Below are 21,235 nucleotides of genomic sequence, written 5' to 3'. Positions count from 1 at the left end.
AACCGGGGTTTTATTTAAATTAGTTACGGTGAATAGGCATAAATTGCCGGTGTAGTTAAAAGTGTGATGCAGTCATCACGAATATTCACAATTGTGCACTTGAAGATTGGCAACAGGAACACCATCGCGCGGGTTGCAGGTGCTGCCAGGACCTCTGCCGCTTGCCTTTGTGTCGGGCCACGCGTCATCAATACTGCAGTTTTGTTGCGCAATCGCTAGAATGGCCGCCTTTGCGAAGTTCTGGAGTTTGACCCTCATGCGCACTTTTCGGCTGGTGATTGCTTGCCCGGACCGCGTCGGTATCGTTGCTAAAGTCAGTAACTTTCTGGCGTCACATAACGGCTGGATCACTGAAGCGAGCCATCACTCGGACAATCTCAGTGGCTGGTTCTTCATGCGTCACGAAATTCGTGCCGATTCGCTGCCCTTCGGTATCGATGCCTTTCGCGAAGCGTTTGCACCAATTGCCGAAGAGTTCTCGATGAACTGGCGCATCACCGATACCGAGCAGAAAAAGCGCGTGGTACTGATGGCCAGTCGCGAGTCTCACTGCCTCGCCGACTTGTTGCACCGCTGGCACAGCGATGAACTGGATTGCGAAATTTCCTGCGTGATTTCCAACCATGACGACTTGCGCAGCATGGTCGAGTGGCACGGGATTCCGTATTACCACGTACCGGTCAATCCGCAGGATAAAGAGCCGGCCTTCGCCGAAGTCTCGCGCCTGGTCAAACAGCACGATGCCGAAGTGGTTGTACTTGCCCGCTACATGCAAATCCTGCCGCCCGAGTTGTGCAGCGAATATGCGCACAAGGTCATCAACATTCACCACAGCTTCCTGCCGTCGTTCGTCGGTGCCAAGCCGTATCACCAGGCATCGATGCGTGGCGTGAAGTTGATTGGCGCTACTTGCCACTACGTGACCGAAGAGCTGGATGCCGGTCCGATCATCGAACAGGACGTCGTTCGCGTCAGCCACAGTGACAGCATCGACGATATGGTGCGTTTCGGTCGGGACGTCGAAAAGATGGTGCTGGCCCGTGGTCTGCGCTATCACCTGGAAGACCGGGTGCTGGTGCACGGCAACAAAACCGTAGTGTTCTGACAGCTTGCTGCTGATCGTTCCCACGCTCCGCGTGGGAATGCAGCCCGTGACGCTCCTTGTCATTGGACGCGGAGCGTCCCTAGAGGCATTCCCACGCAGAGCATGGGAACGATCTACAGAACGAGGGCATGACCATGGCCGATCCACTGGACAAAGCCACATCCAAGGCTCCCGCCACGTTGGGCGAGGGGTGTCTGAGCCGTTACGACCCGGATGACATGAACGCCGAAGACGGCACGGAGTTTCCCGGTGCCGCCGAGTTGTGGGAACAGTTGCAGAACGACCCCGACGACAACACTAAGCCTGCTTGAACTTCATCAACTTCTTCAGCAACGGCCGCCCAAGCATCAGTAAAAATACCGGCCCGCCCACCAGCAAATAGAAGTAATAAGTCACCGCCCGCCAGATCAGGATCGCCGCCGCCGCGGTGGATTTTCCCACCATTGGCGCCAGCAGCGCCGCCGACGTCAGTTCCGCCGCTCCGGCACCGCCCGGCAACAGGCTGAACTGCCCCGCGCTCAGCGAAAGCATCTGGATCAGAAAGCTCCAGGCCCACTGCAAATCCGCCCCAAGCCCACGCAACGCCAGATACAGCACGCTATAGCGCAAGCCCCAATGCAGGCATGTCAGGGCAAACACCGTGATTAATGTCTGAAAAGGCAGCTTCAAGGTGTCCGTGAACGCCGCGAGGAAATGCAGGAGTTTTCGCGCCCAGCGCACACGGGTGGTGGTTTTGACATTCAGGCGAGCGAGCAATCGACCACTCAAGCGAATCAGCACGCGATGGTAGCGGGCGACTACCACGCAACTGAACAACCCGCCGAACATCGAAATGGCGCTGACGGTCAGCAGCCATTCCATGCGTTGGCTGAGGTGCTGGAACAACGCGTAAATCAGGATCCCGCTCAGCGCGCAGAGAAAAAACAGCAAATCGCTCAGTTGATCCATGGCAAACACGGCGCTGCCCCTGGCCGGACGCACGCCATTGCGCGCGAGCAGCGCCATGATGGTCAGCGGCCCGCCGCTGCCGCCCGGTGTGGCGCAGTAAGCGAACTCGGCGGCCATCACCACTCCGAGGCTTTTCAGCGGGCTCACCTTGTCGCGCTGATCGCCTAGCAACAGGCGCAAGCGCATCGTGTTCAGCACCCAGCACAGCAGGATCATGCCGAACATGATCAGTAACCAGGTCAGCGGAAAGCTTCGCAGCCGATACCAGGTTTCATTACCGCCCAGCAGCGATGGAATCAGCACCGCAGCGAGCAGTGCGACGAGCAGCAGAATCCCGCGACTCATGCGGCGCGCCCCATATGCTCGCTTTGCCGCGTCAGCCAGCGTGACTTGGTCAACGGCACACGCCCCTCGTCGAGCAAGCGCTTGAGGGTTTGCAGCCAGTACGTGCGCGAGAACTCATGACGCATATCCACCGGGTGCAGGCCAAGACGAATCACCGGTGCATGCTGCCAGCGTTGTTCGCGTTGATCGCTGACGAACTTCGACAGCCCTCGGCGCCAGGCGCTGCGGGCGCTCCAGACCAGCCCCGGCGCGTCGAACGCGGTGAAATCCGGCAGGCGATAGAGATGCTGCGAGTCGCTGGTGTAACTCAGGGGTAACTGGCGCAAAGCCTGGCGCGTCCCTTCGCTCATCAACCAGGCCGGGGCGACGAAGCCTTCCAGCGGCCAGTGATAACGGTGGAACACTTCGATACCAGCGTGCAGGCGGGCGAGGGCGGTTTCTTGAGACAGGCTGTAAAACTCGCCTTCGTGGGTGTAGATCCGGCGCATGAACCAGTCTCTTGGCGTAATGGGAGTGGGCGCTTCATCGCAATGAAAGTAACCGTGCAAGGCCAGTTCGTCACCTCGGGCGAGACGGCGGGTGAGCACACGTCGAAATCCCGGGTGCTCCTGCAGATCGTTGTGCTTGTGGAAATTGGGCACCACCAGCCAGGTCATCGGCACTTCGCCCAAGGCGTCGACGGCCTCGACAAAGGGTTGATAGTCGCCCCAGGTTTGCGGTGCGACGTCGTGCAGGACGAGTAACAGGCTGGGCGGGTTCATGGGATCAACCATTGGCCGTCAGCGGCCAGTGGCTACCGAGCACAGCGTGATAGTGGCCGAGCAAGCTGGTAACCACCGTGTCCCAAGAGTAATGCCGTTCGACATGGCTGCGGGCCTGTTTGCCCAAAACCACGCTGCCCGAACTGAACAGCTCGCGGACCGTGTTGGCCATCGCCAATGGATTGTTCGGCGGGCAGAGCAGGCCGCATTGATCGGTGATGATTTCCTGAAAGGCCCCGGCCGCCACGGCCACCACCGGAATGCCACTGGCCATGGCTTCAAGAACCACCAGGCCGAATGTTTCCTGATCGCCGGCATGCAGCAGCGCATCGGCACTGGCCATCAACCGCGCCACTTGTGCGGCTGGGCAGAACTTGTCGACCACAGTGACGTTGTCGGGCACTGCGGCCGGCATCGACGAACCCACCAACAGCAGGTGATAGCGTCGGCCCAGGCGTTTCATGCAGTCGAGCAGCACCGGCAGGTTTTTTTCCTTGGAGCCGCGCCCGGCGAAAATCAGTAAATGAGTGTTCTCATCAATGCCCAGTTTGGCCCGCAGACCCGGGTCTCGTGCAGCGGGATTGAAGGTTTGCAGGTCGACGCCCAACGGTTGCACGAAAACGTTCTTCACCCCTAGCCCGACCAGTTTGTCGGCCATGACCTGACTGGGTGCCAGAACCCGATCGAAATTGCCATAGAGCTTGCTGACATAGGCTTCAACGTTGGTGGTGACCCAATTGCCCATGCGATTGCTGACCAGCATCGGCAGGTCCGAATGGTAAAAGCCGATCACCGGGACATCCAGTTGCCGCCGGGCGTCAAGGGCCGCCCAGGCGGTGAGGTAGGGATCGCCGACCTCGATCAGGTCGGGCTGTAAATCCTGCAGAACATTGCGCCATGGCGCGAGACGGAGGGGGAAACGATAACCTTTGCCGAAGGGCAGTGCAGGGGCCGGAACCGTATAAATGCCATCCTGTTCGCTCAAGTGAGCCCCAGGAATCAACAGACTGTGGCGAATGCCTGGCTTGATGCTCAGGCGACGGTGTTTTGCATCCAGATAAGTGCGCACGCCACCGCTGGCAGGGGCGTAGAACATGGTTATGTCAGCGATATGCACGATGAACATCCCTCCGGTCCGTTGTTCTCCCTTGGTTGACCTTTATGAAGGATAGATGTTCGGTTGGGGTTTTGTGGCGGGGCGTCAGTGAGGGTTTTGCGGTGTGTTACAGACCGCTATCGCGAGCAGGCTCACTCCCACAGGGTCTGGCGCTGTACCTGTGGGAGATTCTATGGTTGAGGGAAAGCCCTCAACTGGCTTTTGGCTGATATTCGCTTTGCCCTTTCAGCAAGGCGAATACCACCCGAGCAAGCTTGCGAGCCAGCATCACCAGCGCCTGAGTGGTGCTGAAACCCCGCGTTCTTTGTTCTTCGTAATACCCTTTCCAGGCTTTCGTACGGCTAGCCGACATCGCTGCATTGTGCAGAAGTCGGCGGGCCTCGGGGTCGCCGCGCTTGGTCAAACTGCGGCGAGCGTCCTTCTGTCCTGATTTCGCCACCCGTAAATCCATGCCCAGGAAGGCGATAAATGCATCCGCGTTTCTAAAATCTCCTCGCTGAAATGCAGTTATCAAGCGGGCCCCAGTCAAAAATCCAATACCCTCAACTTTCAGGCAGCGCTTCAATTGACCGAGCAAACCGGCTTCTTTGAGCTGATCGTTGATCGTCTTTTCGATCAGCGTCTCAAGCTGCTGCATGGACTTCACTTGCTCGGCAAAAGCCGCCTTGAGCAGCGGCTCATTCGACCAGCTCTGCACCAGGCCGACCCTGGCCTGGACCAAGGCTGCGCGACGGCGGAAAAGGCTCAGGAGCTGGCGGTACAGCGGTGAGGGCGGGGTCCAAGGACGCAACTCCTCGGCTTCGTTCTTCAAGTAACGAGCCAGCAGCTTGGCATCCAGTGCGTCGGTTTTGGCGCGGATCTTCACGCCTTCGCGATAATGTTTGAGTTCATAGCCTCCCACCATGTAAATCGTGCAACCGGCCTCATAGGCCAGATCAGCGAAGTCCAGGTGGTAAATGTTGGTCGCCTCAATGGCAATAGCCACCGTCCCCGACAACGCCTTCAGCCACTGCTTGATGGATGTTTTGGTGTTGGGAATCTCTTCAAGCAAATCCCCATCAGACTGATAAATCACCAGTTCATTCTTGGCGACATCCACACCTACGATCGGCTTTGTGACAGAAACCGGCATTGCCATTGGATTTCCTCCGGGATATGGTTTTAAGCACTTGAAGGGCTCACCCAGAGGCGCAGGCTTGTTCCTATCGTCGGTCTAGCCAGATGCATTCTTTATCGGCGCTTGGGTGAAAGGAGGAGGGGCGAAATCTCCCACGGTCTGTACTGCGTCAACAGTCAGAATCGAGCCTTGTCCCTCCTCCTCCCTTCAAGTCCTACCATACAAGCGAGCCTGCTCGCGAGGGGGCCCTAATCAGACACTAAATACGGAAACTGCCTACCAATTGTTTAAGCCGCGCCGCCTGCTGCTCAAGATCCGAGCACGCCCGCAACGTCGACTGCAGGTTTTCCACCCCTTCCTGATTCAGTGTGTTGATCTCGGTAATGTCCACATTGATCGACTCCACCACGGCAGTCTGCTCTTCGGTCGCCGTCGCCACCGACTGGTTCATCCCGTCAATTTCGCCGATACGCAAGGTCACGCTGTTCAACCGCTCGCCGGCCAGGTTGGCGATTTCGACGCTGTCCTGGCTGTGGCGCTGGCTGTCGCTCATGGTGCTGACGGATTCGCGAGCGCCGACTTGCAGCTCCTCGATCATGGTCTGCACCTGTTGCGCCGATTCCTGGGTGCGGTGCGCCAGGTTGCGCACTTCATCGGCCACCACGGCAAAACCCCGTCCGGCTTCACCGGCGCGCGCCGCTTCGATGGCCGCGTTCAGCGCCAGCAGGTTGGTTTGCTGGGAGATGCTGGTGATTACTTCGAGAATCTGCCCGATGTTCACGGTTTTGCTGTTCAGCGATTCGATGTTGGTGCTCGAGGCGCTGAGCATGCTGGACAGCTGATTCATCGCGACAATGCTGCGATCCACCACTTGCTGGCCATCTTCAGCCAGGCTGCGGGCATCGCTGGCCTGACTCGATGCTTGTGCTGCGTTGCGGGCGATTTCCTGAGCGGCGGCACCGAGCTGGTTGATCGCCGCGGCCACGCTGCTGGTGCGCGAAGCCTGTTGATCGGAGTTGAACATCGAGGAGTTCGAGGCGGCCACTACACGCAGCGCCACTTCGTTGACTTGCCCGGTGGCCGACGACACTTCGCGGATCGAACCGTGAATGCGTTCCACGAAGCGGTTGAACGCGGTGCCGAGGACACCGAATTCGTCGTTGTTCACGATGGTCAGGCGTTTGGTCAGGTCGCCTTCGCCGTCGGCAATGTCCGCCATGGCGCGGGTCATCACGTGCAGCGGCTGAATCAGGATGCGGATCAGCATGCTCAGCAGAGCGATGATGATGGCCACGGCAATGACCGTCGCAACGACCGCCGAGGCGCGAAACTCGCTGAGCATCGAGAAGGCTTTGTCCTTGTCCACCGACAGACCGATGTACCAGTTGACTGAGGACAGCCCTTTGATCGGTGTAAAGGTCACGATCCGAGTCTTGCCGTCGACATCTACTTCACTGAAGTCGCTGCTGATGCGCGGGGTGTTCTTCGGGTACGCCTCGCTCAGGGACTTCATCACCAGCGTTTTGTCCGGGTGGACCAGGATTTTTCCGTCGGCGCTGACCAGAAAGGCATAGCCCATGCCGTCGAAGTCCAGTGCGTTGAGGCTGTCGGTGATCACCTGCAAGCTCAAGTCACCCCCCACCACGCCGATGTTTTGACCGTCCTTGAGTACGCTGTCAACGATGGAGATCACCAACTGGCCAGAGGCGAGGTCGATGTAGGGCTCGGTCAGGGCAGAACCGCTGGTGCTTTGCGCGCTCTTGTACCAAGGGCGAGCACGAGGGTCATAACCGTCGGGCATCTTGCTGTCCGGGCGGATGATGAAGGTGCCATCTTTGTTACCCAGGTAGGCGCCCATAAAGGTCGACGACACGGCCTTCTGTTCCAGCAGGTTGGAGACATTGGCTGTATCTGCGTTCAAGGCAACGGTTTGCGACAGGTTTTCGATCAGCAGGCTGCGACCGGCCAGCCAGGTTTGAATGTTTTTTGCAGTGACGCTGCCCATTTCCTGCAAGTAGTTGTCCAGATCGCGGCGTATCGCATTGCGCTGCAAATAGTCGTTGTACAGCGTGAACGAGGCGAAGGCGGCAATGACGATGAGGGCGGCGGCCAGCAGGATTTTATGGCTGAAGCGCAGATTTTTGTTCATGGCTCGGGGTGTCCGCTAAGGTCTTATTGTTCGGGGCGCGTTGCTGCTAATGCGCGCAAAATGAGTGCGCAATGGAGCGAGTCGGTAATTCCTGCTCTCCATAGGGGAATGTCGGACCTTGCTTTCAATTGGGTCTCTCGCTTATTTCTATCGGCCGCGAAGGATCAAAGATTAACCATGGGTGACAAAATGCCTGACTCATTACAACTCGTTATCGGTGCTGACCTCGCCGGGGAGCCGATTGCCCAGGCCATGCGTCTGGCGAACCGTCATGGTTTGATTGCAGGCGCTACCGGGACGGGCAAAACGGTCACCTTGCAACGGATGGCCGAAGCATTCAGCGATGCCGGCGTGGCGGTGTTCGCCGCCGATATCAAGGGCGACCTGTGCGGCCTGGGTGCCGCCGGCAACCCTCAAGGCAAAATCGCCGAGCGGATCGCCGGGATGCCCTGGCTGAACCACACGCCACAAGCGTATCCGGTGACCCTGTGGGACATTCACGGTCAGTCCGGTCATCCGTTGCGCACAACCTTGAGCGAAATGGGACCGTTATTGATTGGCAGCCTGCTGGAGCTGACCGACAGTCAACAGTCGGCGCTGTACGCCGCGTTCAAGGTGGCGGACCGTGAAGGGCTGTTGTTGCTGGACCTCAAGGACCTGAAAGCGCTGCTCAATCACCTGCGTGACAACCCGGAATTACTGGGTGACGACGCCGCGCTGATGACCACCGGTTCCAGCCAGGCGCTGTTGCGGCGCCTGGCGACCCTGGAACAGCAGGGCGCCGAAGCGCTGTTCGGTGAGCCAGGGCTGCAACTCGAAGACATCCTGCAGCCGACCGCCGAGGGGCGCGGGCGCATTCACCTGCTCGATGCCAGCCGTCTGGTGCATGAAGCGCCGAAGGTCTACGCGACATTCCTGCTGTGGCTGCTGGCCGAACTGTTCGAGCAATTGCCAGAACGCGGCGATTCGGACAAACCGCTGCTGGCACTGTTTTTCGACGAGGCGCATTTGTTGTTCGCCGGTACGCCAAAGGCTTTGCAGGATCGTCTTGAGCAGGTGGTGCGGCTGATACGCTCGAAAGGCGTGGGCGTGTATTTCGTCACGCAATCGCCGGGCGACTTGCCGGATGACGTGCTGGCTCAGCTCGGTTTGCGCGTTCAGCATGGCCTGCGCGCGTTCACCGCCAAGGAACAGAAATCCTTGCGCGCGGTGGCCGAAGGCTTCCGGCCGAACCCGGCGTTCGATGCCTTGTCGGTGCTGACCGAGCTTGGGATTGGCGAGGCGCTAGTCGGCACGTTGCAGGACAAGGGCACGCCGGAGAGGGTCCAGCGGGTGTTGGTGGCACCTCCGCAATCGCGGATCGGGCCACTGAGCGAGGCTGAACGCACAGCGCTGATCTCGGGGTCGCCATTCAAGGGGCGGTATGACAAACCCGTTGATCGTGAGTCGGCTTATGAAGTGTTGATGGGGCGCAAAGGGTTGGCGCCAGAGCCTGACGCTGTTCCGGACAAACCGGCAGCCGAAGAACCAAGCTTCACCGACAGGGCCGGGGAATTCCTCGGCACCGCGGCGGGGCAGGCACTGAAATCAGCGATGCGCCAGGCGGCCAATCAATTGGGCCGACAGTTGGTGCGCGGTCTGATGGGCTCGTTGCTCGGCGGCAGCAAACGCCGCTGAATAAACCTTAAGCGGGCAAAGTCAATGTGGGAGCGGGCTTGCTCGCGAAGAGGGAGTGTCAGTCGACATGTATGTTGCCTGACACACCGCATTCGCGAGCAAGCCCGCTCCCACATTAGATTTGCGTCAGGTCTTGGGTTTGGCGTGCGCCGCCAGCCGTTCCAGCGCCGCCCGCAGATTCGGATCGCTGATCCCGTCGGCCGTGGCCTGAATGGTCGCGCCTGCATCGGTCGACAAACTGATGGTATGGCCAGCCGCCCCTTGCTGAACGGTCGGCGGCTGAACCTTGAACAGAATCCGCGTCAAACTGGCGAATTCGTCGAACATCTGTAATTGCCGTTGCAGACGCTTTTGCTGATAACGCAGGCGAGTCGCCCAATGCCCGTCGGTCACGATCAGCAGCAAACTGCCTTCGCGCCACGACGCCACATGGCAATGCTCGCGGGCGGCGGGCTGCAATTGGCTTTCCAGCAGACGTTGTAAATGACCCAGGCGTTGAGCGTGGCCGAAAATGGCTTTCAGCGGTTTGGCTTCGCGAAGCAGGACGGCGGGTGCTCTGGCCGTAAGAGGGCGAAATGCCATGATCAGACACCTGAAGTAACAGAGCCGCCATGGTAGCAGAAAGCATCGGATGCACCCGAGCCATTGCTTTGCGAGCGCTTTACCCATTAAATCAACAAGTAACTTCTGTCGTGAATGGCTTGAAGTTGAGCAAAAAGCCCTTATTTTAAGTGAGCCCCGTCACAACGCTGTGCCGGCATCGTGGAACAACGCCACTTTCCTCACCACCGTTTCCGGGTAGAATGCTCGTTCGCATGCGGCCATGAGGGCTGCTCGGGCGACTCACGGGGCCGCCCTCCATCCCTTTAGTGTGGAAGATCCTGCCGATATGTTTGCGCCTTTGTTAAAGAAACTTTTTGGAAGCAAGAACGAGCGTGAAGTCAAACGCATGCTCAAGACGGTGCAACTCGTCAATGCCTTCGAAGAGCAAATGGTGGCCCTTTCGGACGATCAATTGCGTGCCAAGACAGATGAGTTCAAGGCCCGCATCGCCAAAGGGGAAACCCTCGACAAGCTGCTGCCAGAAGCCTTTGCGGTCGCCCGCGAAGCCGGTAAGCGCGTCATGGGTATGCGTCACTTCGATGTCCAGCTGATCGGCGGCATGACCTTGCATGAAGGCCAGATCGCGGAAATGCGTACCGGTGAAGGCAAGACCCTGGTGGCAACACTGGGCGTTTACCTCAACGCGCTGTCCGGCAAGGGCGTGCACGTTGTGACGGTGAACGACTACCTGGCCCGTCGTGACGCCAACTGGATGCGTCCGCTCTACGAATTCCTTGGCATGACGGTCGGCGTGGTCACCCCATTCCAGCCGCCGGAAGAGAAGCGTGCGGCTTACGCCGCCGACATTACCTACGGCACCAACAACGAATTCGGTTTCGACTACCTGCGCGACAACATGGCATTCAGCATGGAAGAAAAATTCCAGCGCGAACTCAATTTTGCCGTGATCGACGAAGTCGACTCCATCCTCATCGACGAAGCCCGTACTCCGCTGATCATTTCCGGTCAGGCCGAGGACAGCTCCAAGCTGTACATCGAGATCAACAAACTGATCCCGCAGCTTGAGTTGCACGTCGAAGAAGTTGAAGGCGAAGTCACCAAGGCCGGCCACTACACCGTCGACGAGAAGACCCGTCAGGTCGAGCTCAACGAAGCCGGTCACCAGTTCATCGAAGACATGCTGACCCGCGTTGGCTTGCTGGCTGAAGGCGAGAGCCTGTACTCGGCGCACAACCTCGGTCTGCTGACTCACGTCTATGCCGGTCTGCGTGCGCACAAACTGTTCAATCGCAACGTCGAATACATCGTGCAGGACGGTCAGGTCGTACTCGTCGACGAACACACCGGTCGTACCATGCCGGGTCGCCGTCTGTCCGAAGGCCTGCACCAGGCCATCGAAGCGAAGGAAGGACTGAACATTCAGGCCGAAAGCCAGACCCTGGCCTCGACCACGTTCCAGAACTACTTCCGTCTGTACAACAAGCTGTCCGGCATGACCGGTACCGCTGACACCGAAGCGTTCGAATTCCACCAGATCTACGGTCTGTCGGTGATGGTTATCCCGCCGAACAAACCGCTGGCGCGTAAAGACTACAACGACCTGGTGTTCCTGACCGCCGAAGAGAAATACGCGGCGATCATCAACGACATCAAGGAATGCATGACCCAGGGCCGTCCGGTGCTGGTGGGTACTGCAACCATTGAAACGTCGGAACACATGTCCAGCCTGCTCGTGAAAGAAGGCATCGAACACAAGGTTCTGAACGCCAAGTTCCACGAAAAAGAAGCCGAGATCATTGCCCAGGCAGGTCGCCCAGGCGCACTGACCATCGCCACCAACATGGCCGGTCGTGGTACCGACATCCTGTTGGGCGGTAACTGGGAAGTGGAAGTGGCAAGCCTGGAAAACCCGACCCCTGAGCAGATTGCCCAGATCAAGGCCGACTGGCAGAAACGTCACCAGCAAGTGCTCGAGTCGGGCGGTTTGCAGGTGATTGCTTCCGAGCGTCACGAATCGCGCCGTATCGACAACCAGCTGCGTGGTCGTGCCGGTCGTCAGGGTGACGCCGGTTCCAGCCGTTTCTACCTGTCGCTGGAAGACAGCCTGATGCGCATCTTCGCCTCCGATCGGGTGAAGAACTTCATGAAGGCCCTGGGCATGCAGCCTGGCGAGGCGATCGAGCACCGCATGGTGACCAACGCCATCGAGAAGGCTCAGCGCAAGGTTGAAGGCCGCAACTTCGACATTCGCAAGCAACTGCTCGAGTTCGACGACGTCAACAACGAACAACGTAAAGTGATCTATCACATGCGTAACAGTTTGTTGGCCGCCGACAACATCGGTGAAACCATCGCCGACTTCCGTCAGGACGTGCTCAACGCCACCATCAGCGCACACATTCCACCGCAATCGCTGCCAGAACAGTGGGACGTGGCTGGTCTGGAAGCGGCGTTGCAGAGCGACTTCGGCGTGGCGCTGCCGATCCAGACATGGCTCGACGAAGACGATCACCTGTACGAAGAAACCCTGCGCGAGAAGCTCATGACCGAGCTGATCGCCGCGTACAACGAGAAAGAAGACCAGGCCGGTGCCGAGGCACTGCGCACCTTCGAGAAGCAAATCGTTCTGCGCGTACTGGACGACCTGTGGAAAGACCACCTGTCGACCATGGATCACCTGCGTCACGGCATCCACTTGCGTGGTTATGCACAGAAAAACCCGAAGCAAGAGTACAAGCGCGAGTCCTTCACGCTGTTCTCCGAGCTGCTGGATTCGATCAAGCGCGACTCGATCCGTGTGCTGTCCCACGTTCAGGTTCGCCGCGAAGATCCGATCGAAGAAGAGCAACGCCTGCGCCAGGAAGCCGAAGCGCTGGCTGCGCGCATGCAGTTCCAGCACGACGAAGCACCGGGCCTTGAGCAACCGGAACTGCTGGGCGAAGAGGTCGATGTCGCCCTTGCCACCGCGCCGGTACGCAATGAACAGAAGCTGGGCCGTAACGAACTTTGCTACTGCGGTTCGGGCAAGAAGTTCAAGCATTGCCACGGGCAGATCCAGTAAAACCCGTTTCATACGCTGAAATACCCGCGCCGCGACCGGCTTATGCCGTCGCGGCGTTTTGCCATTTAAACCACCGTTCTTCCTGAAAGCGGTGCTGACATCATTTATTAAGGAGCGCATTCATGGCTGTTGGTCTTGGTCCGTTGCCAACGTTGCACCCGGTTGCCGGTTTTGAACTCGGTATCGCCTCGGCTGGCATCAAGCGCCCGGGGCGCAAGGATGTTGTGGTGATGCGCTGTGCCGAAGGCTCCACGGTCGCTGGCGTGTTCACCCTGAACGCCTTTTGCGCCGCTCCCGTGATCCTGGCCAAGCAGCGTGTGCAAGGTCCGGTGCGTTACCTGTTGACCAATACCGGCAACGCCAACGCCGGCACTGGCGAGCCTGGCCTTGCCGCCGCCGAGCGCACCTGCGCCAAACTGGCTGAGCTGACCGGCGTCGACGCCAGCCTGGTGCTGCCGTACTCCACCGGTGTGATCGGCGAGCCGTTGCCGGTCGAGAAAATCGAAGGGGCCCTGCAAGCCGCCCTCGACGACCTGTCGGTCAATAACTGGGAAGCTGCCGCCACCGGCATCATGACCACCGACACCTTGCCAAAAGGTGCGAGCCGCCAGTTCCAGCATGACGGCGTGACCATCACCGTTACCGGCATCAGTAAAGGCGCGGGCATGATTCGCCCGAACATGGCGACCATGCTCGGCTACATCGCCACCGACGCCAAAGTCTCCCGCGACGTGCTGCAAAACCTGCTGCTGGACGGTGCCAACAAGTCGTTCAACCGCATCACCATCGACGGTGACACGTCAACCAACGACTGCTGCATGCTGATCGCCACCGGTCAGGCAGCACTGCCGGAAATCACTGAGGCCAGCGGTGACCTGTTCGCCAAGCTGAAACAGGCCGTGTTTGAAGTGTGCATGGACGTGGCCCAGGCCATCGTTCGTGATGGCGAAGGCGCGACCAAGTTTGTCACCGTTGAAGTCAACGGAGGCGGCAATCATCAGGAATGCCTGGACGTCGGTTACACCGTGGCTCACTCGCCGCTGATCAAGACCGCACTGTTCGCCTCCGATCCGAACTGGGGCCGCATTCTGGCCGCCGTGGGTCGTGCCGGCGTACCGAACCTGGATGTGAGCAAGATCGACGTGTTCCTCGGTGAAGTGTGTATCGCCAGCCGTGGCGCTCGTGCATCGACCTACACCGAAGCCCAGGGCGCGGCCGTGATGCAGCAGGAAGAAATCACCATCCGTATCGAGCTGGGTCGCGGTGATTGCAGCGAAACCATCTGGACCACCGACCTGTCCCACGAATACGTGAAAATCAACGCCGAATACCGCACGTAACCAACCGGTAGACCGAGTCGCTGCCTTCGCGAGCAAGCCCGCTCCCACATTCGATCGCGTTCCTTCTGGAGAAATCCGGTCAAATGTGGGAGCGGGCTTGCTCGCGAAGGCGGTCGACCAGACACTAAAGATTCTGGCCTGTCCCCCTATCAAAAGGTCCCGAACATGAGCTTGCACCTGATCATCGGCGACAAACTGATTTCCTCCTGGTCCCTGCGCGGCGCATTGGCCCTCGACCTGGCCGGCGCCCCTTACACCGAAGAACTGATCAAGCTGAACCAGCCGGATACGCGTGAGCGCCTGCTCAAGCACTCGCCGACTGGAAAAGTCCCATTGCTGAAAACCGAACACGGCACCATCGCCGACTCCCTGGCGATTGCCGAGTATCTGGCAGAGCAGTTCCCCGACGCCGGCCTCTGGCCCAAAGACACCGCCGCCCGCGCCCAGGCGCGTTCGGCGTGCGCGCAGATGCACAGCGGTTTCTTCGCCATGCGCGGCAACATGCCATTCGACTTGAGTCACGACGCTGCGCTGTCGCCGGTACCGGCTGACGTTCAGGCCGACATCGAGCGTATGTTGGCGTTGTGGGCCGAATGCCGGGCCGCCGCCACCGAAACCGGTCCGTTCCTGTTTGGCGGCGCGACCCTGGCGGATGCCTTCTTCGCACCGATCGCCGTGCGCCTGCGCACCTATCAGGTGAGGCTGCCCGCAGCGGACGCGGCTTATGTCGAAACCATCTACCAATGGCCAGCCTTCAAGGCTTGGCAGAAGGCAGGTCTGGAGGAGGTCGGGCAGTGAAGCGAGTACACGTAGCCGCCGCTGTCATTCGCGATGGCAGTGGCAAGATCCTCATTGCCCGCCGTGCCGACACCCAGCATCAGGGTGGTTTGTGGGAATTTCCCGGTGGCAAGGTCGAGGCCGACGAATCCGTTGAAACCGCCCTGGCTCGCGAGCTGCACGAAGAGTTGGGCATTGTGGTCAACGTGGCTCGCCCGCTGATCAAGGTCCGGCACGATTACCCGGACAAGCAAGTGTTACTGGACGTTTGGGAAGTGTCGGCCTTTACCGGCGAACCGCACGGCGCCGAAGGCCAGCCGTTGGAATGGGTCGCGCCTCGGGATCTGCTGAGCTTCGAGTTCCCGGCCGCCAACCAGCCGATTGTCGCGGCTGCACGGTTACCCGCGCAGTATTTGATTACCCCGGACGACCTGGAAACCCCGGCCTTGCTGCGCGGAATTCAAAAAGCCATTGCCGGCGGCATCAAGCTGATCCAGTTGCGGGCACCCAATGGCTATGATCCGAAGTACCGTGATCTGGCGGTGGACGCGGCGGGGCTGTGTGCCGGCAAGGCGCAGTTGATGATCAAGGGGCCGTTCGAGTGGCTGGGAGATTTCCCGTCCGCCGGTTGGCACATCACCTCCGCGCAGCTGCGCAAATATGCGGCGGCTGGCCGCCCGTTACCGGCGTCGCGCTGGTTGGCAGCGTCTTGCCATAACGCTGAAGAACTGGCGTTGGCCGAGGAGATGGGGGTAGATTTCGTGACCCTGTCACCGGTGCAACCGACCCTGACTCATCCGGGAGCTCAGCCGCTGGGTTGGGAACAGGCTTGCGCGTTGATCGAAGGTTTCAGCAAACCGGTGTTCTTGCTCGGTGGTGTTGGCCCGGCGGATCTTCAGAAAGCCTGGGACGCGGGCGCACAAGGTGCGGCGGGGATCCGGGCGTTTTGGCCTGAGGCGTAGCACCCGATCGTTCCCACGCTCTGCGTGGGAATGCATCCCCGGACGCTCTGCGTCCGCTCTTGGGACGCGGAGCGTCCCTTGCTGCATTCCCACGCAGAGCGTGGGAACGATCAGTTAGAGGGTTTCGCCGCAGGCTGCCACAAAATCTCGGCAATCCCCTGCCGCTTGGCAATCAACCGTGCCACCACAAACAACAAGTCCGACAACCGATTGATATACGCCAACCCAACCCCGGCCAACGGTTCGACTGCATTCAAATGCTGACACCGCCGCTCGGCACTGCGCGCCAGGCATCTGCACACATGAGCCTGGGCAATCAGCGCCGAGCCACCCGGCAAAATGAAATTCTCCAGCGGCCCCAGTTCTTCATTCCACACATCGATCGCGGCTTCCAGCCGTTCGACTTCTGCCGTGTTCAGTGCCTGATACACCGGCATTGCCAACTCGCCGCCCAAGTCGAACAACCGATGCTGGCAAGGCGCCAAAACTTCGATCACTTCGCTCAACCCCGGATACTCGCCACTTTCCGCCGCCAACCCGGCCAATAGCACCCCCACCTGACTGTTCAGCGTATCGACCTCGCCAATGGCTTCGATCCGCGGATGGTCCTTGGGCACCCGGCGGCCATCGCCGAGCCCGGTTTCGCCTTTGTCGCCAGTGCGGGTGTAAATCTTCGACAAACGAAAACCCATGGTTACCTCGACAGCTGATTGAGTTCTTGAGAGACCACCGGCGTGCCCGACAACGGCAGGCGCAAGGTGAAACAGGTGCCCTGGCCCGGCGTCGATTGCACTTCCATCTGGCCTTTGTGATTGTTGGTGATGATGAAATACGAGACCGACAGGCCAAGGCCTGTGCCCTGACCGATTTCCTTGGTGGTGAAGAACGGTTCGAAAGTGCGTTTGCGCACGCTCTCGCTCATGCCGATGCCGTTGTCCTCCACCTGGATTTCCGCCCACGGCGGGTTCAGCTTGGTGCGCAAAATGATCCGTCCCGGCTCGCGGTCGTCTTCACGTTGGTGAATCGCCTGAGCGGCGTTTTTCAACAGATTGAGCAGCACTTGCTCCAGTTCGTTCGCGGTCCCGGGTACCGGGCCCAACGCTGGATCGAACTGACGAATGATCGCCTGGCCCTTGAAGTCGAAACCGATCGCCAGGTCGAAGTCGTTGCTGGCGATTTCCACTGCCTGATCGATCAACGCCGGCAGGTCGCAGGGGGCCATTTGCCGGGTACTGCGACGGCTGAAACTGAGCATGTGCGTGACAATCTTTGCCGCCCGGGCGCCCGCCTGTTGAATGCCGTCGAGCAACTGCGGCACTTCCCGCGCTTGCAGGTATTTGTTGACCGTTTCCAGCGTGACCCCGATTTGCTCGGCTTGCTCGAGATTCTTCGGCAGCTCAGGCGAAAGGCGTCGGCGAATGTTCTGCACGTTGTGCAGGATCGCGCCTAACGGGTTGTTGATCTCATGAGCCATGCCCGCAGCGAGGCCGCCGACCGAGAGCATTTTTTCCGACTGCACCATCATTTCTTCCAGCGACAGGCGCTGAGTGATGTCGTCGATCCGGATCACCACACCGCGCCCGGCGCCACCCATCAGCGGGTAGAACGTCAGGGCGTAATGCCTGGGTTCTTCGTCCTTGAACCAGGTGACACGTTCGATCTTGGCCACCGTATGCTGCTCGACGGTTTGCTTGAGTTGCGGCAGAAACGGCTTGAGTGGTTCGAAGGCCAGGAAGATCGGCTGGTTCAAGGCCTCGTCGAGGCGCGTACCGGAGAGGGCGCTGGCCTCCTGATTCCACTGCGTCACATAGAGCTGTTCATCAAGGGCGATCAGCGCCGAGGGCATGGAGTCGATGATGCTGTTGAGGTAGTTCTGGAAACCGGTGAGCTTCTTCTCGATCTTGCTGCGCACCTGAACTTCGAGTTCCAGCTTGCGATTGGTATGACGGGTTTCTTCGGCCAGGCCCTGAGCCTGATCATAGGCCGCCTGGGAATCGTCCCGGGCGCGCTTGAGTTGCTGCTCCCGGGCTTCGATCCGCGAGAGCATGGTGTTGAACGCTTCGGCGAGGCTGCCGATTTCATCATGGTTGCCGCGGGAGGCCCGCAGGGCGTAGTTCTCTTCCCGGGTCACTTGCCGGGACAACTCTTCGAGTTGGTGAATCGGCTGGGTGATCAGGCGCTTGATTTGTCGGGCAATCACCAGCCACAACAGCACACTGAAGATCAGAATCCCGAGACTCGCGGTCAGGGTCCCGGTGTAGAACGCCATCGGCAGTTCGCTGCTGGCGACCAGTAACAGGTGGCCAGGCGCGGTGCCAGGGCGGGGCAGGGTGATGATTTGATTGCTGCGAAACTCCGTGGCTTGCCAGGCTTCAATGTGCCGGTAACGCGTTGGCAGGCTCAGGTTCTCACCATGCTGCAACTGCGCCAGACGCTCGCCCTTGCCGTCATAAAGGGCCGCCGCGCGCAGCGGCGAATAGCTGTTGAGCTCATTGAGCAGGCGTTCGGCGCTTTGCGGTGACTGCAAGGCTTCGGACACCAGGCTGGGGTTGGACACCAGGCGGCCGATGGTCTGCAAGGCCTGAGGTGCCATGCTTTCCTGGGAGATGTAGTACGCGGCGCTGATAAAGGTCAGGTTGGCGACCAGCAGGACGGTGGTCAACAGCACCAGCAGGGCGGCCAGCAATTTCTGGCCGACCGGAAGGTTTTCAAGGCGCTGGCGCAATGGCATCTGGTTCATCGCTGAAAAGGAACAAGTGGCCAGCGTAGCCGCTGCTCAGTCGCTGGGCAATCCAAGGCTGTGCAGATGGGTGATCAATCTTTGTTCAAGTTGATTGAGGTGCGGCAGGTTCAACTGATGCCTCGCGGCGACTTTGCAGGCATGACCCAATAGATAGCTGATCTCGGTGCGGCGCTGGTTCGCGACGTCCTGGTACATCGAAGAGTAATTCGCGGCGGTCGCTTGAATCACCCGCTCGACTTCCTGTTGAAGGTCCTCGGCGGCGGCTGGCTGGCCGCACCGCTCAAGCAACTCGGTCAATTCGCCGCAAAGGGTGGCGACTTCGCAGTGGTGTTCCTGCAAACCGCCATTACGGCAATCGTGCAGCACGGTCAGCGGATTGATCGCACAGTTGAGCGCCAGTTTTCGCCACAGCCGGGTCAGAATATCGGTGCTCCATTCGTGGGGAATGCCGGCGATGCTCAGGTCATCCAGCCAGATCGGCGCCACGGGATGCCCTGCATCCCCCAGCCAGGTGTAACCGTGGCCGGCGAAGACCACGCGCCAGTCGCCATCGCGAAAGGCACCCTCGGTGCTCGACGCGTAAATGCAGCGGGCTTGCGGTACCTGCGTGGCGACAGCGTCCTGGCTGCCAAGACCATTCTGCAACAGGATCAGCTCGGCGTCGGGGGCCAGGCGGGGTGCCAGTTGGGCCACGGCTGCCTCGGCATCGTAGGCTTTACAGGCCACCAGCAAGCGGTGGATCGGTTCAGGGTGGTCGGGTGTCTCGGCGGGCACCGGATAGCACTTCGCTTCACCATGCTCGACCAGCGTCAGCCCACCCGCCGCCTGATACGCCGCTAAGCGGGCAGCGTCCCGCAGGATCAGCTTGACCGGCACGTCGGCCCGCGCCAGTCGAGTCGCCCATAAGGTGCCAAGGCTGCCGGCGCCAAGAACATGCCAGGTGGTGGACATCAGCTTTTTGCTCTGTTTATCGCGCGCATGGGTGGCTCGCAGTGAATGATGGGAAAGACCCGTTATAATCAGCGCGGATTTTAACCGCAAGCCAGGCGTGCTCCATCGTGATCGAGCATGCCCTTTTATTGGAGAGATTACATGCCGTCGTTCGACGTGGTATCCGAACTGGACAAACACGAAGTCACCAACGCGGTCGAGAACGCCGTCAAGGAACTCGATCGTCGTTATGACCTGAAAGGCAAAGGCACCTTCGAGTTCAAGGAAAAGGACCTGACCGTCAACCTGACCGCTGAAGCCGATTTCCAGCTCGAAGCGATGATTGAGATCCTCAAGCTGGCCCTGGTCAAGCGCAAAATCGACGTGCAGTGCCTTGAAGTCAAGGATGCCTATGCGTCGGGCAAGCTGATGAAGCAGGAAGCAGTCCTCAAGGAAGGCATCGACAAAGAGCTGGCGAAGAAAATCGTCGCTCATGTCAAAGACGCCAAACTCAAGGTTCAGGCTGCCATTCAAGGCGAGCAAGTGCGCATTACCGGCAAGAAGCGTGACGATTTGCAGGAAGCCATCGCGGCCCTGCGCGCCAAGACGTTCGATATGCCGCTGCAGTTCAACAACTTCCGCGACTGACCTTTCAGGCGGGAACCTTGTGGGAGCGGCGGTGCTTACCCCGGCGGGTCTTTACTGCCGCCTATTTTTCGCGTGCCGGATGGCCGGGAATCAGGAGAATGTAGATGGATTTGAATACTGAAGTGGACAACCTGGTCAAGGCGTCTCAAGCCTGGATTCCAATGATCATGGAATACGGCAGCCGCGTGCTGCTGGCGGTGCTTACCTTGGCCATCGGTTGGTGGCTGATCAACAAGGTCACGCAAAAGCTCGGTGGCCTGTTGGCGCTGCGTAACGCCGACCTCGCCCTGCAAGGCTTCATCAGCAGCCTGGCGAACATTATTCTCAAGGTTCTGCTGATCGTCAGCGTCGCCTCGATGATCGGCGTGGAAACCACTTCGTTCGTCGCCGCCATCGGTGCGGCCGGTCTGGCCATCGGTCTGGCCTTGCAGGGCAGCCTGGCGAACTTCGCCGGTGGTGTGCTGATTCTGTTGTTCCGCCCGTTCCGCATTGGTGACTGGATCGAAGCCCAAGGTGTTGCTGGCACTGTCGACAGCATCCAGATCTTCCACACCGTGCTGCGTACTGGCGATAACAAAACCATCATCATGCCGAACGGCAACCTGTCGAACGGCATCATCACCAATACCAACCGTCAACCGACCCGTAAAATTGTGTTTGATGTGGGCGTTGATTACCAAGCGGACTTGCAGCAAGCCCGTCAGGTCTTGCTGGACCTGGCCAACGATGAGCGTGTTTTGGCTGACCCGGAACCTCAGGCAGTGATTTCTACCCTGGGCGACAGTTCGATTACTGTTTCCCTGCGAGTGTGGGTGAAGACTGCGGATTATTGGGATGTGCTGTTCATGTTCAACGAACACTCCCGTGATCGTTTGAAAGCAGCTGGTATCGATATCCCGTTTCCACAGCGGGTGATTCGAGTGGTTCAGGAATCGGCGGTGCAATGATTGGTCTTTCGAACAATGTCTGACTGTTGGGTCAGGCATGTTCT

Annotated in this window: 18 protein-coding genes and 1 pseudogene; 9 read left to right on the top strand and 10 right to left on the bottom strand. The window is 59.4% G+C overall.

Annotated elements, in window-relative coordinates:
* Nucleotides 1-256 precede the first annotated feature (256 nt).
* Complete coding sequence (gene purU, locus PFAS1_RS05100; protein WP_074879520.1) at nucleotides 257-1,105, top strand: formyltetrahydrofolate deformylase; 849 nt, start codon at nucleotides 257-259, stop codon at nucleotides 1,103-1,105.
* Between the two features lie 134 nt (nucleotides 1,106-1,239).
* Nucleotides 1,240-1,416, top strand: coding sequence for a hypothetical protein (locus PFAS1_RS29720; protein WP_198044952.1), 177 nt, complete (start codon nucleotides 1,240-1,242; stop codon nucleotides 1,414-1,416).
* Here the strand turns inward: PFAS1_RS29720 and PFAS1_RS05090 are convergent.
* The 6 genes and pseudogenes from PFAS1_RS05090 to PFAS1_RS30535 all read right to left on the bottom strand — a co-directional run.
* The gene (locus PFAS1_RS05090) at nucleotides 1,403-2,398 is read right to left on the bottom strand and encodes a lysylphosphatidylglycerol synthase transmembrane domain-containing protein (protein ID WP_074879517.1); all 996 of its coding nucleotides are present in this window, start codon (nucleotides 2,396-2,398) and stop codon (nucleotides 1,403-1,405) included. The genes PFAS1_RS29720 and PFAS1_RS05090 overlap by 14 nt on opposite strands.
* Entirely contained in the window at nucleotides 2,395-3,171 is a 777-nt protein-coding gene (locus PFAS1_RS05085) for a DUF2334 domain-containing protein (RefSeq protein ID WP_076028409.1), read from the bottom strand. The genes PFAS1_RS05090 and PFAS1_RS05085 overlap by 4 nt, the downstream gene beginning before the upstream one ends.
* Nucleotides 3,164-4,285, bottom strand: a complete 1,122-nt coding sequence (locus tag PFAS1_RS05080; RefSeq protein WP_074879511.1) for a glycosyltransferase family 4 protein — start codon at nucleotides 4,283-4,285, stop codon at nucleotides 3,164-3,166. Before PFAS1_RS05080 ends, PFAS1_RS05085 begins: the two co-directional genes overlap by 8 nt.
* A 181-nt stretch (nucleotides 4,286-4,466) precedes the next feature.
* Nucleotides 4,467-5,414: an IS110 family RNA-guided transposase gene (locus PFAS1_RS05075; protein WP_074871984.1), complete on the bottom strand. Its 948-nt coding sequence runs from the start codon at nucleotides 5,412-5,414 to the stop codon at nucleotides 4,467-4,469.
* A gap of 238 nt (nucleotides 5,415-5,652) precedes the next feature.
* Nucleotides 5,653-6,417 (bottom strand): methyl-accepting chemotaxis protein, encoded by a 765-nt coding sequence (locus tag PFAS1_RS30540; RefSeq protein ID WP_428608872.1) that lies wholly within the window; start codon nucleotides 6,415-6,417, stop codon nucleotides 5,653-5,655.
* Nucleotides 6,418-6,558: 141 nt separating this feature from the next.
* Nucleotides 6,559-7,398: pseudogene (locus PFAS1_RS30535) on the bottom strand (HAMP domain-containing protein); the annotation flags it as partial.
* Between the two features lie 333 nt (nucleotides 7,399-7,731).
* Here PFAS1_RS30535 and PFAS1_RS05065 point away from each other — a divergent pair.
* On the top strand, nucleotides 7,732-9,219 hold the full coding sequence (locus PFAS1_RS05065) for a helicase HerA-like domain-containing protein (RefSeq protein WP_076031489.1): 1,488 nt from the start codon (nucleotides 7,732-7,734) through the stop codon (nucleotides 9,217-9,219).
* A gap of 126 nt (nucleotides 9,220-9,345) precedes the next feature.
* Here PFAS1_RS05065 and PFAS1_RS05060 read toward each other — a convergent pair whose 3' ends face one another.
* The gene (locus PFAS1_RS05060; protein WP_008147416.1) at nucleotides 9,346-9,801 is read right to left on the bottom strand and encodes a DUF721 domain-containing protein; all 456 of its coding nucleotides are present in this window, start codon (nucleotides 9,799-9,801) and stop codon (nucleotides 9,346-9,348) included.
* A 307-nt stretch (nucleotides 9,802-10,108) separates the two neighbouring features.
* On the opposite strand from PFAS1_RS05060, the gene secA reads away from it, so the two are divergent.
* The 4 genes from secA (at nucleotide 10,109) to PFAS1_RS05040 (ending at nucleotide 15,923) form a co-directional block, all read left to right on the top strand.
* Nucleotides 10,109-12,844, top strand: a complete 2,736-nt coding sequence (gene secA / locus PFAS1_RS05055) for a preprotein translocase subunit SecA (RefSeq protein ID WP_076028407.1) — start codon at nucleotides 10,109-10,111, stop codon at nucleotides 12,842-12,844.
* Between the two features lie 122 nt (nucleotides 12,845-12,966).
* The gene (gene argJ, locus PFAS1_RS05050) at nucleotides 12,967-14,184 is read left to right on the top strand and encodes a bifunctional glutamate N-acetyltransferase/amino-acid acetyltransferase ArgJ (RefSeq protein ID WP_008147411.1); all 1,218 of its coding nucleotides are present in this window, start codon (nucleotides 12,967-12,969) and stop codon (nucleotides 14,182-14,184) included.
* 165 nt (nucleotides 14,185-14,349) lie between these two features.
* Nucleotides 14,350-14,982, top strand: a complete 633-nt coding sequence (locus tag PFAS1_RS05045; protein WP_076028406.1) for a glutathione S-transferase family protein — start codon at nucleotides 14,350-14,352, stop codon at nucleotides 14,980-14,982.
* Entirely contained in the window at nucleotides 14,979-15,923 is a 945-nt protein-coding gene (locus PFAS1_RS05040; RefSeq protein ID WP_076028405.1) for a Nudix family hydrolase, read from the top strand. Before PFAS1_RS05045 ends, PFAS1_RS05040 begins: the two co-directional genes overlap by 4 nt.
* A 110-nt stretch (nucleotides 15,924-16,033) precedes the next feature.
* Here the strand turns inward: PFAS1_RS05040 and PFAS1_RS05035 are convergent, their stop codons facing one another.
* From PFAS1_RS05035 to PFAS1_RS05025, 3 genes are read right to left on the bottom strand one after another with little or no spacing between them, the layout of a single operon-like run.
* Entirely contained in the window at nucleotides 16,034-16,615 is a 582-nt protein-coding gene (locus tag PFAS1_RS05035; protein ID WP_076028404.1) for a cob(I)yrinic acid a,c-diamide adenosyltransferase, read from the bottom strand.
* Nucleotides 16,616-16,617: 2 nt separating this feature from the next.
* The gene (locus tag PFAS1_RS05030) at nucleotides 16,618-18,654 is read right to left on the bottom strand and encodes a sensor histidine kinase (protein WP_076028403.1); all 2,037 of its coding nucleotides are present in this window, start codon (nucleotides 18,652-18,654) and stop codon (nucleotides 16,618-16,620) included.
* 45 nt (nucleotides 18,655-18,699) lie between these two features.
* Nucleotides 18,700-19,617 carry a putative 2-dehydropantoate 2-reductase gene (locus PFAS1_RS05025; protein WP_076028402.1) on the bottom strand — a complete coding sequence of 306 codons (918 nt, stop codon included), beginning with the start codon at nucleotides 19,615-19,617 and terminating at the stop codon, nucleotides 18,700-18,702.
* A gap of 141 nt (nucleotides 19,618-19,758) precedes the next feature.
* On the opposite strand from PFAS1_RS05025, the gene PFAS1_RS05020 reads away from it, so the two are divergent.
* Entirely contained in the window at nucleotides 19,759-20,244 is a 486-nt protein-coding gene (locus PFAS1_RS05020; RefSeq protein WP_007906601.1) for a YajQ family cyclic di-GMP-binding protein, read from the top strand.
* A 104-nt stretch (nucleotides 20,245-20,348) separates the two neighbouring features.
* Nucleotides 20,349-21,191 (top strand): mechanosensitive ion channel family protein, encoded by an 843-nt coding sequence (locus PFAS1_RS05015; RefSeq protein WP_074879487.1) that lies wholly within the window; start codon nucleotides 20,349-20,351, stop codon nucleotides 21,189-21,191.
* Nucleotides 21,192-21,235 lie beyond the last annotated feature (44 nt).

Origin of the sequence: Pseudomonas frederiksbergensis (assembly GCF_001952935.1) — a bacterium.
Classification (GTDB): domain Bacteria; phylum Pseudomonadota; class Gammaproteobacteria; order Pseudomonadales; family Pseudomonadaceae; genus Aquipseudomonas; species Aquipseudomonas frederiksbergensis.
The sequence above is the reverse complement of the archived record's forward strand: the minus strand, read 5'-3'. Positions and strand labels throughout refer to the sequence as shown.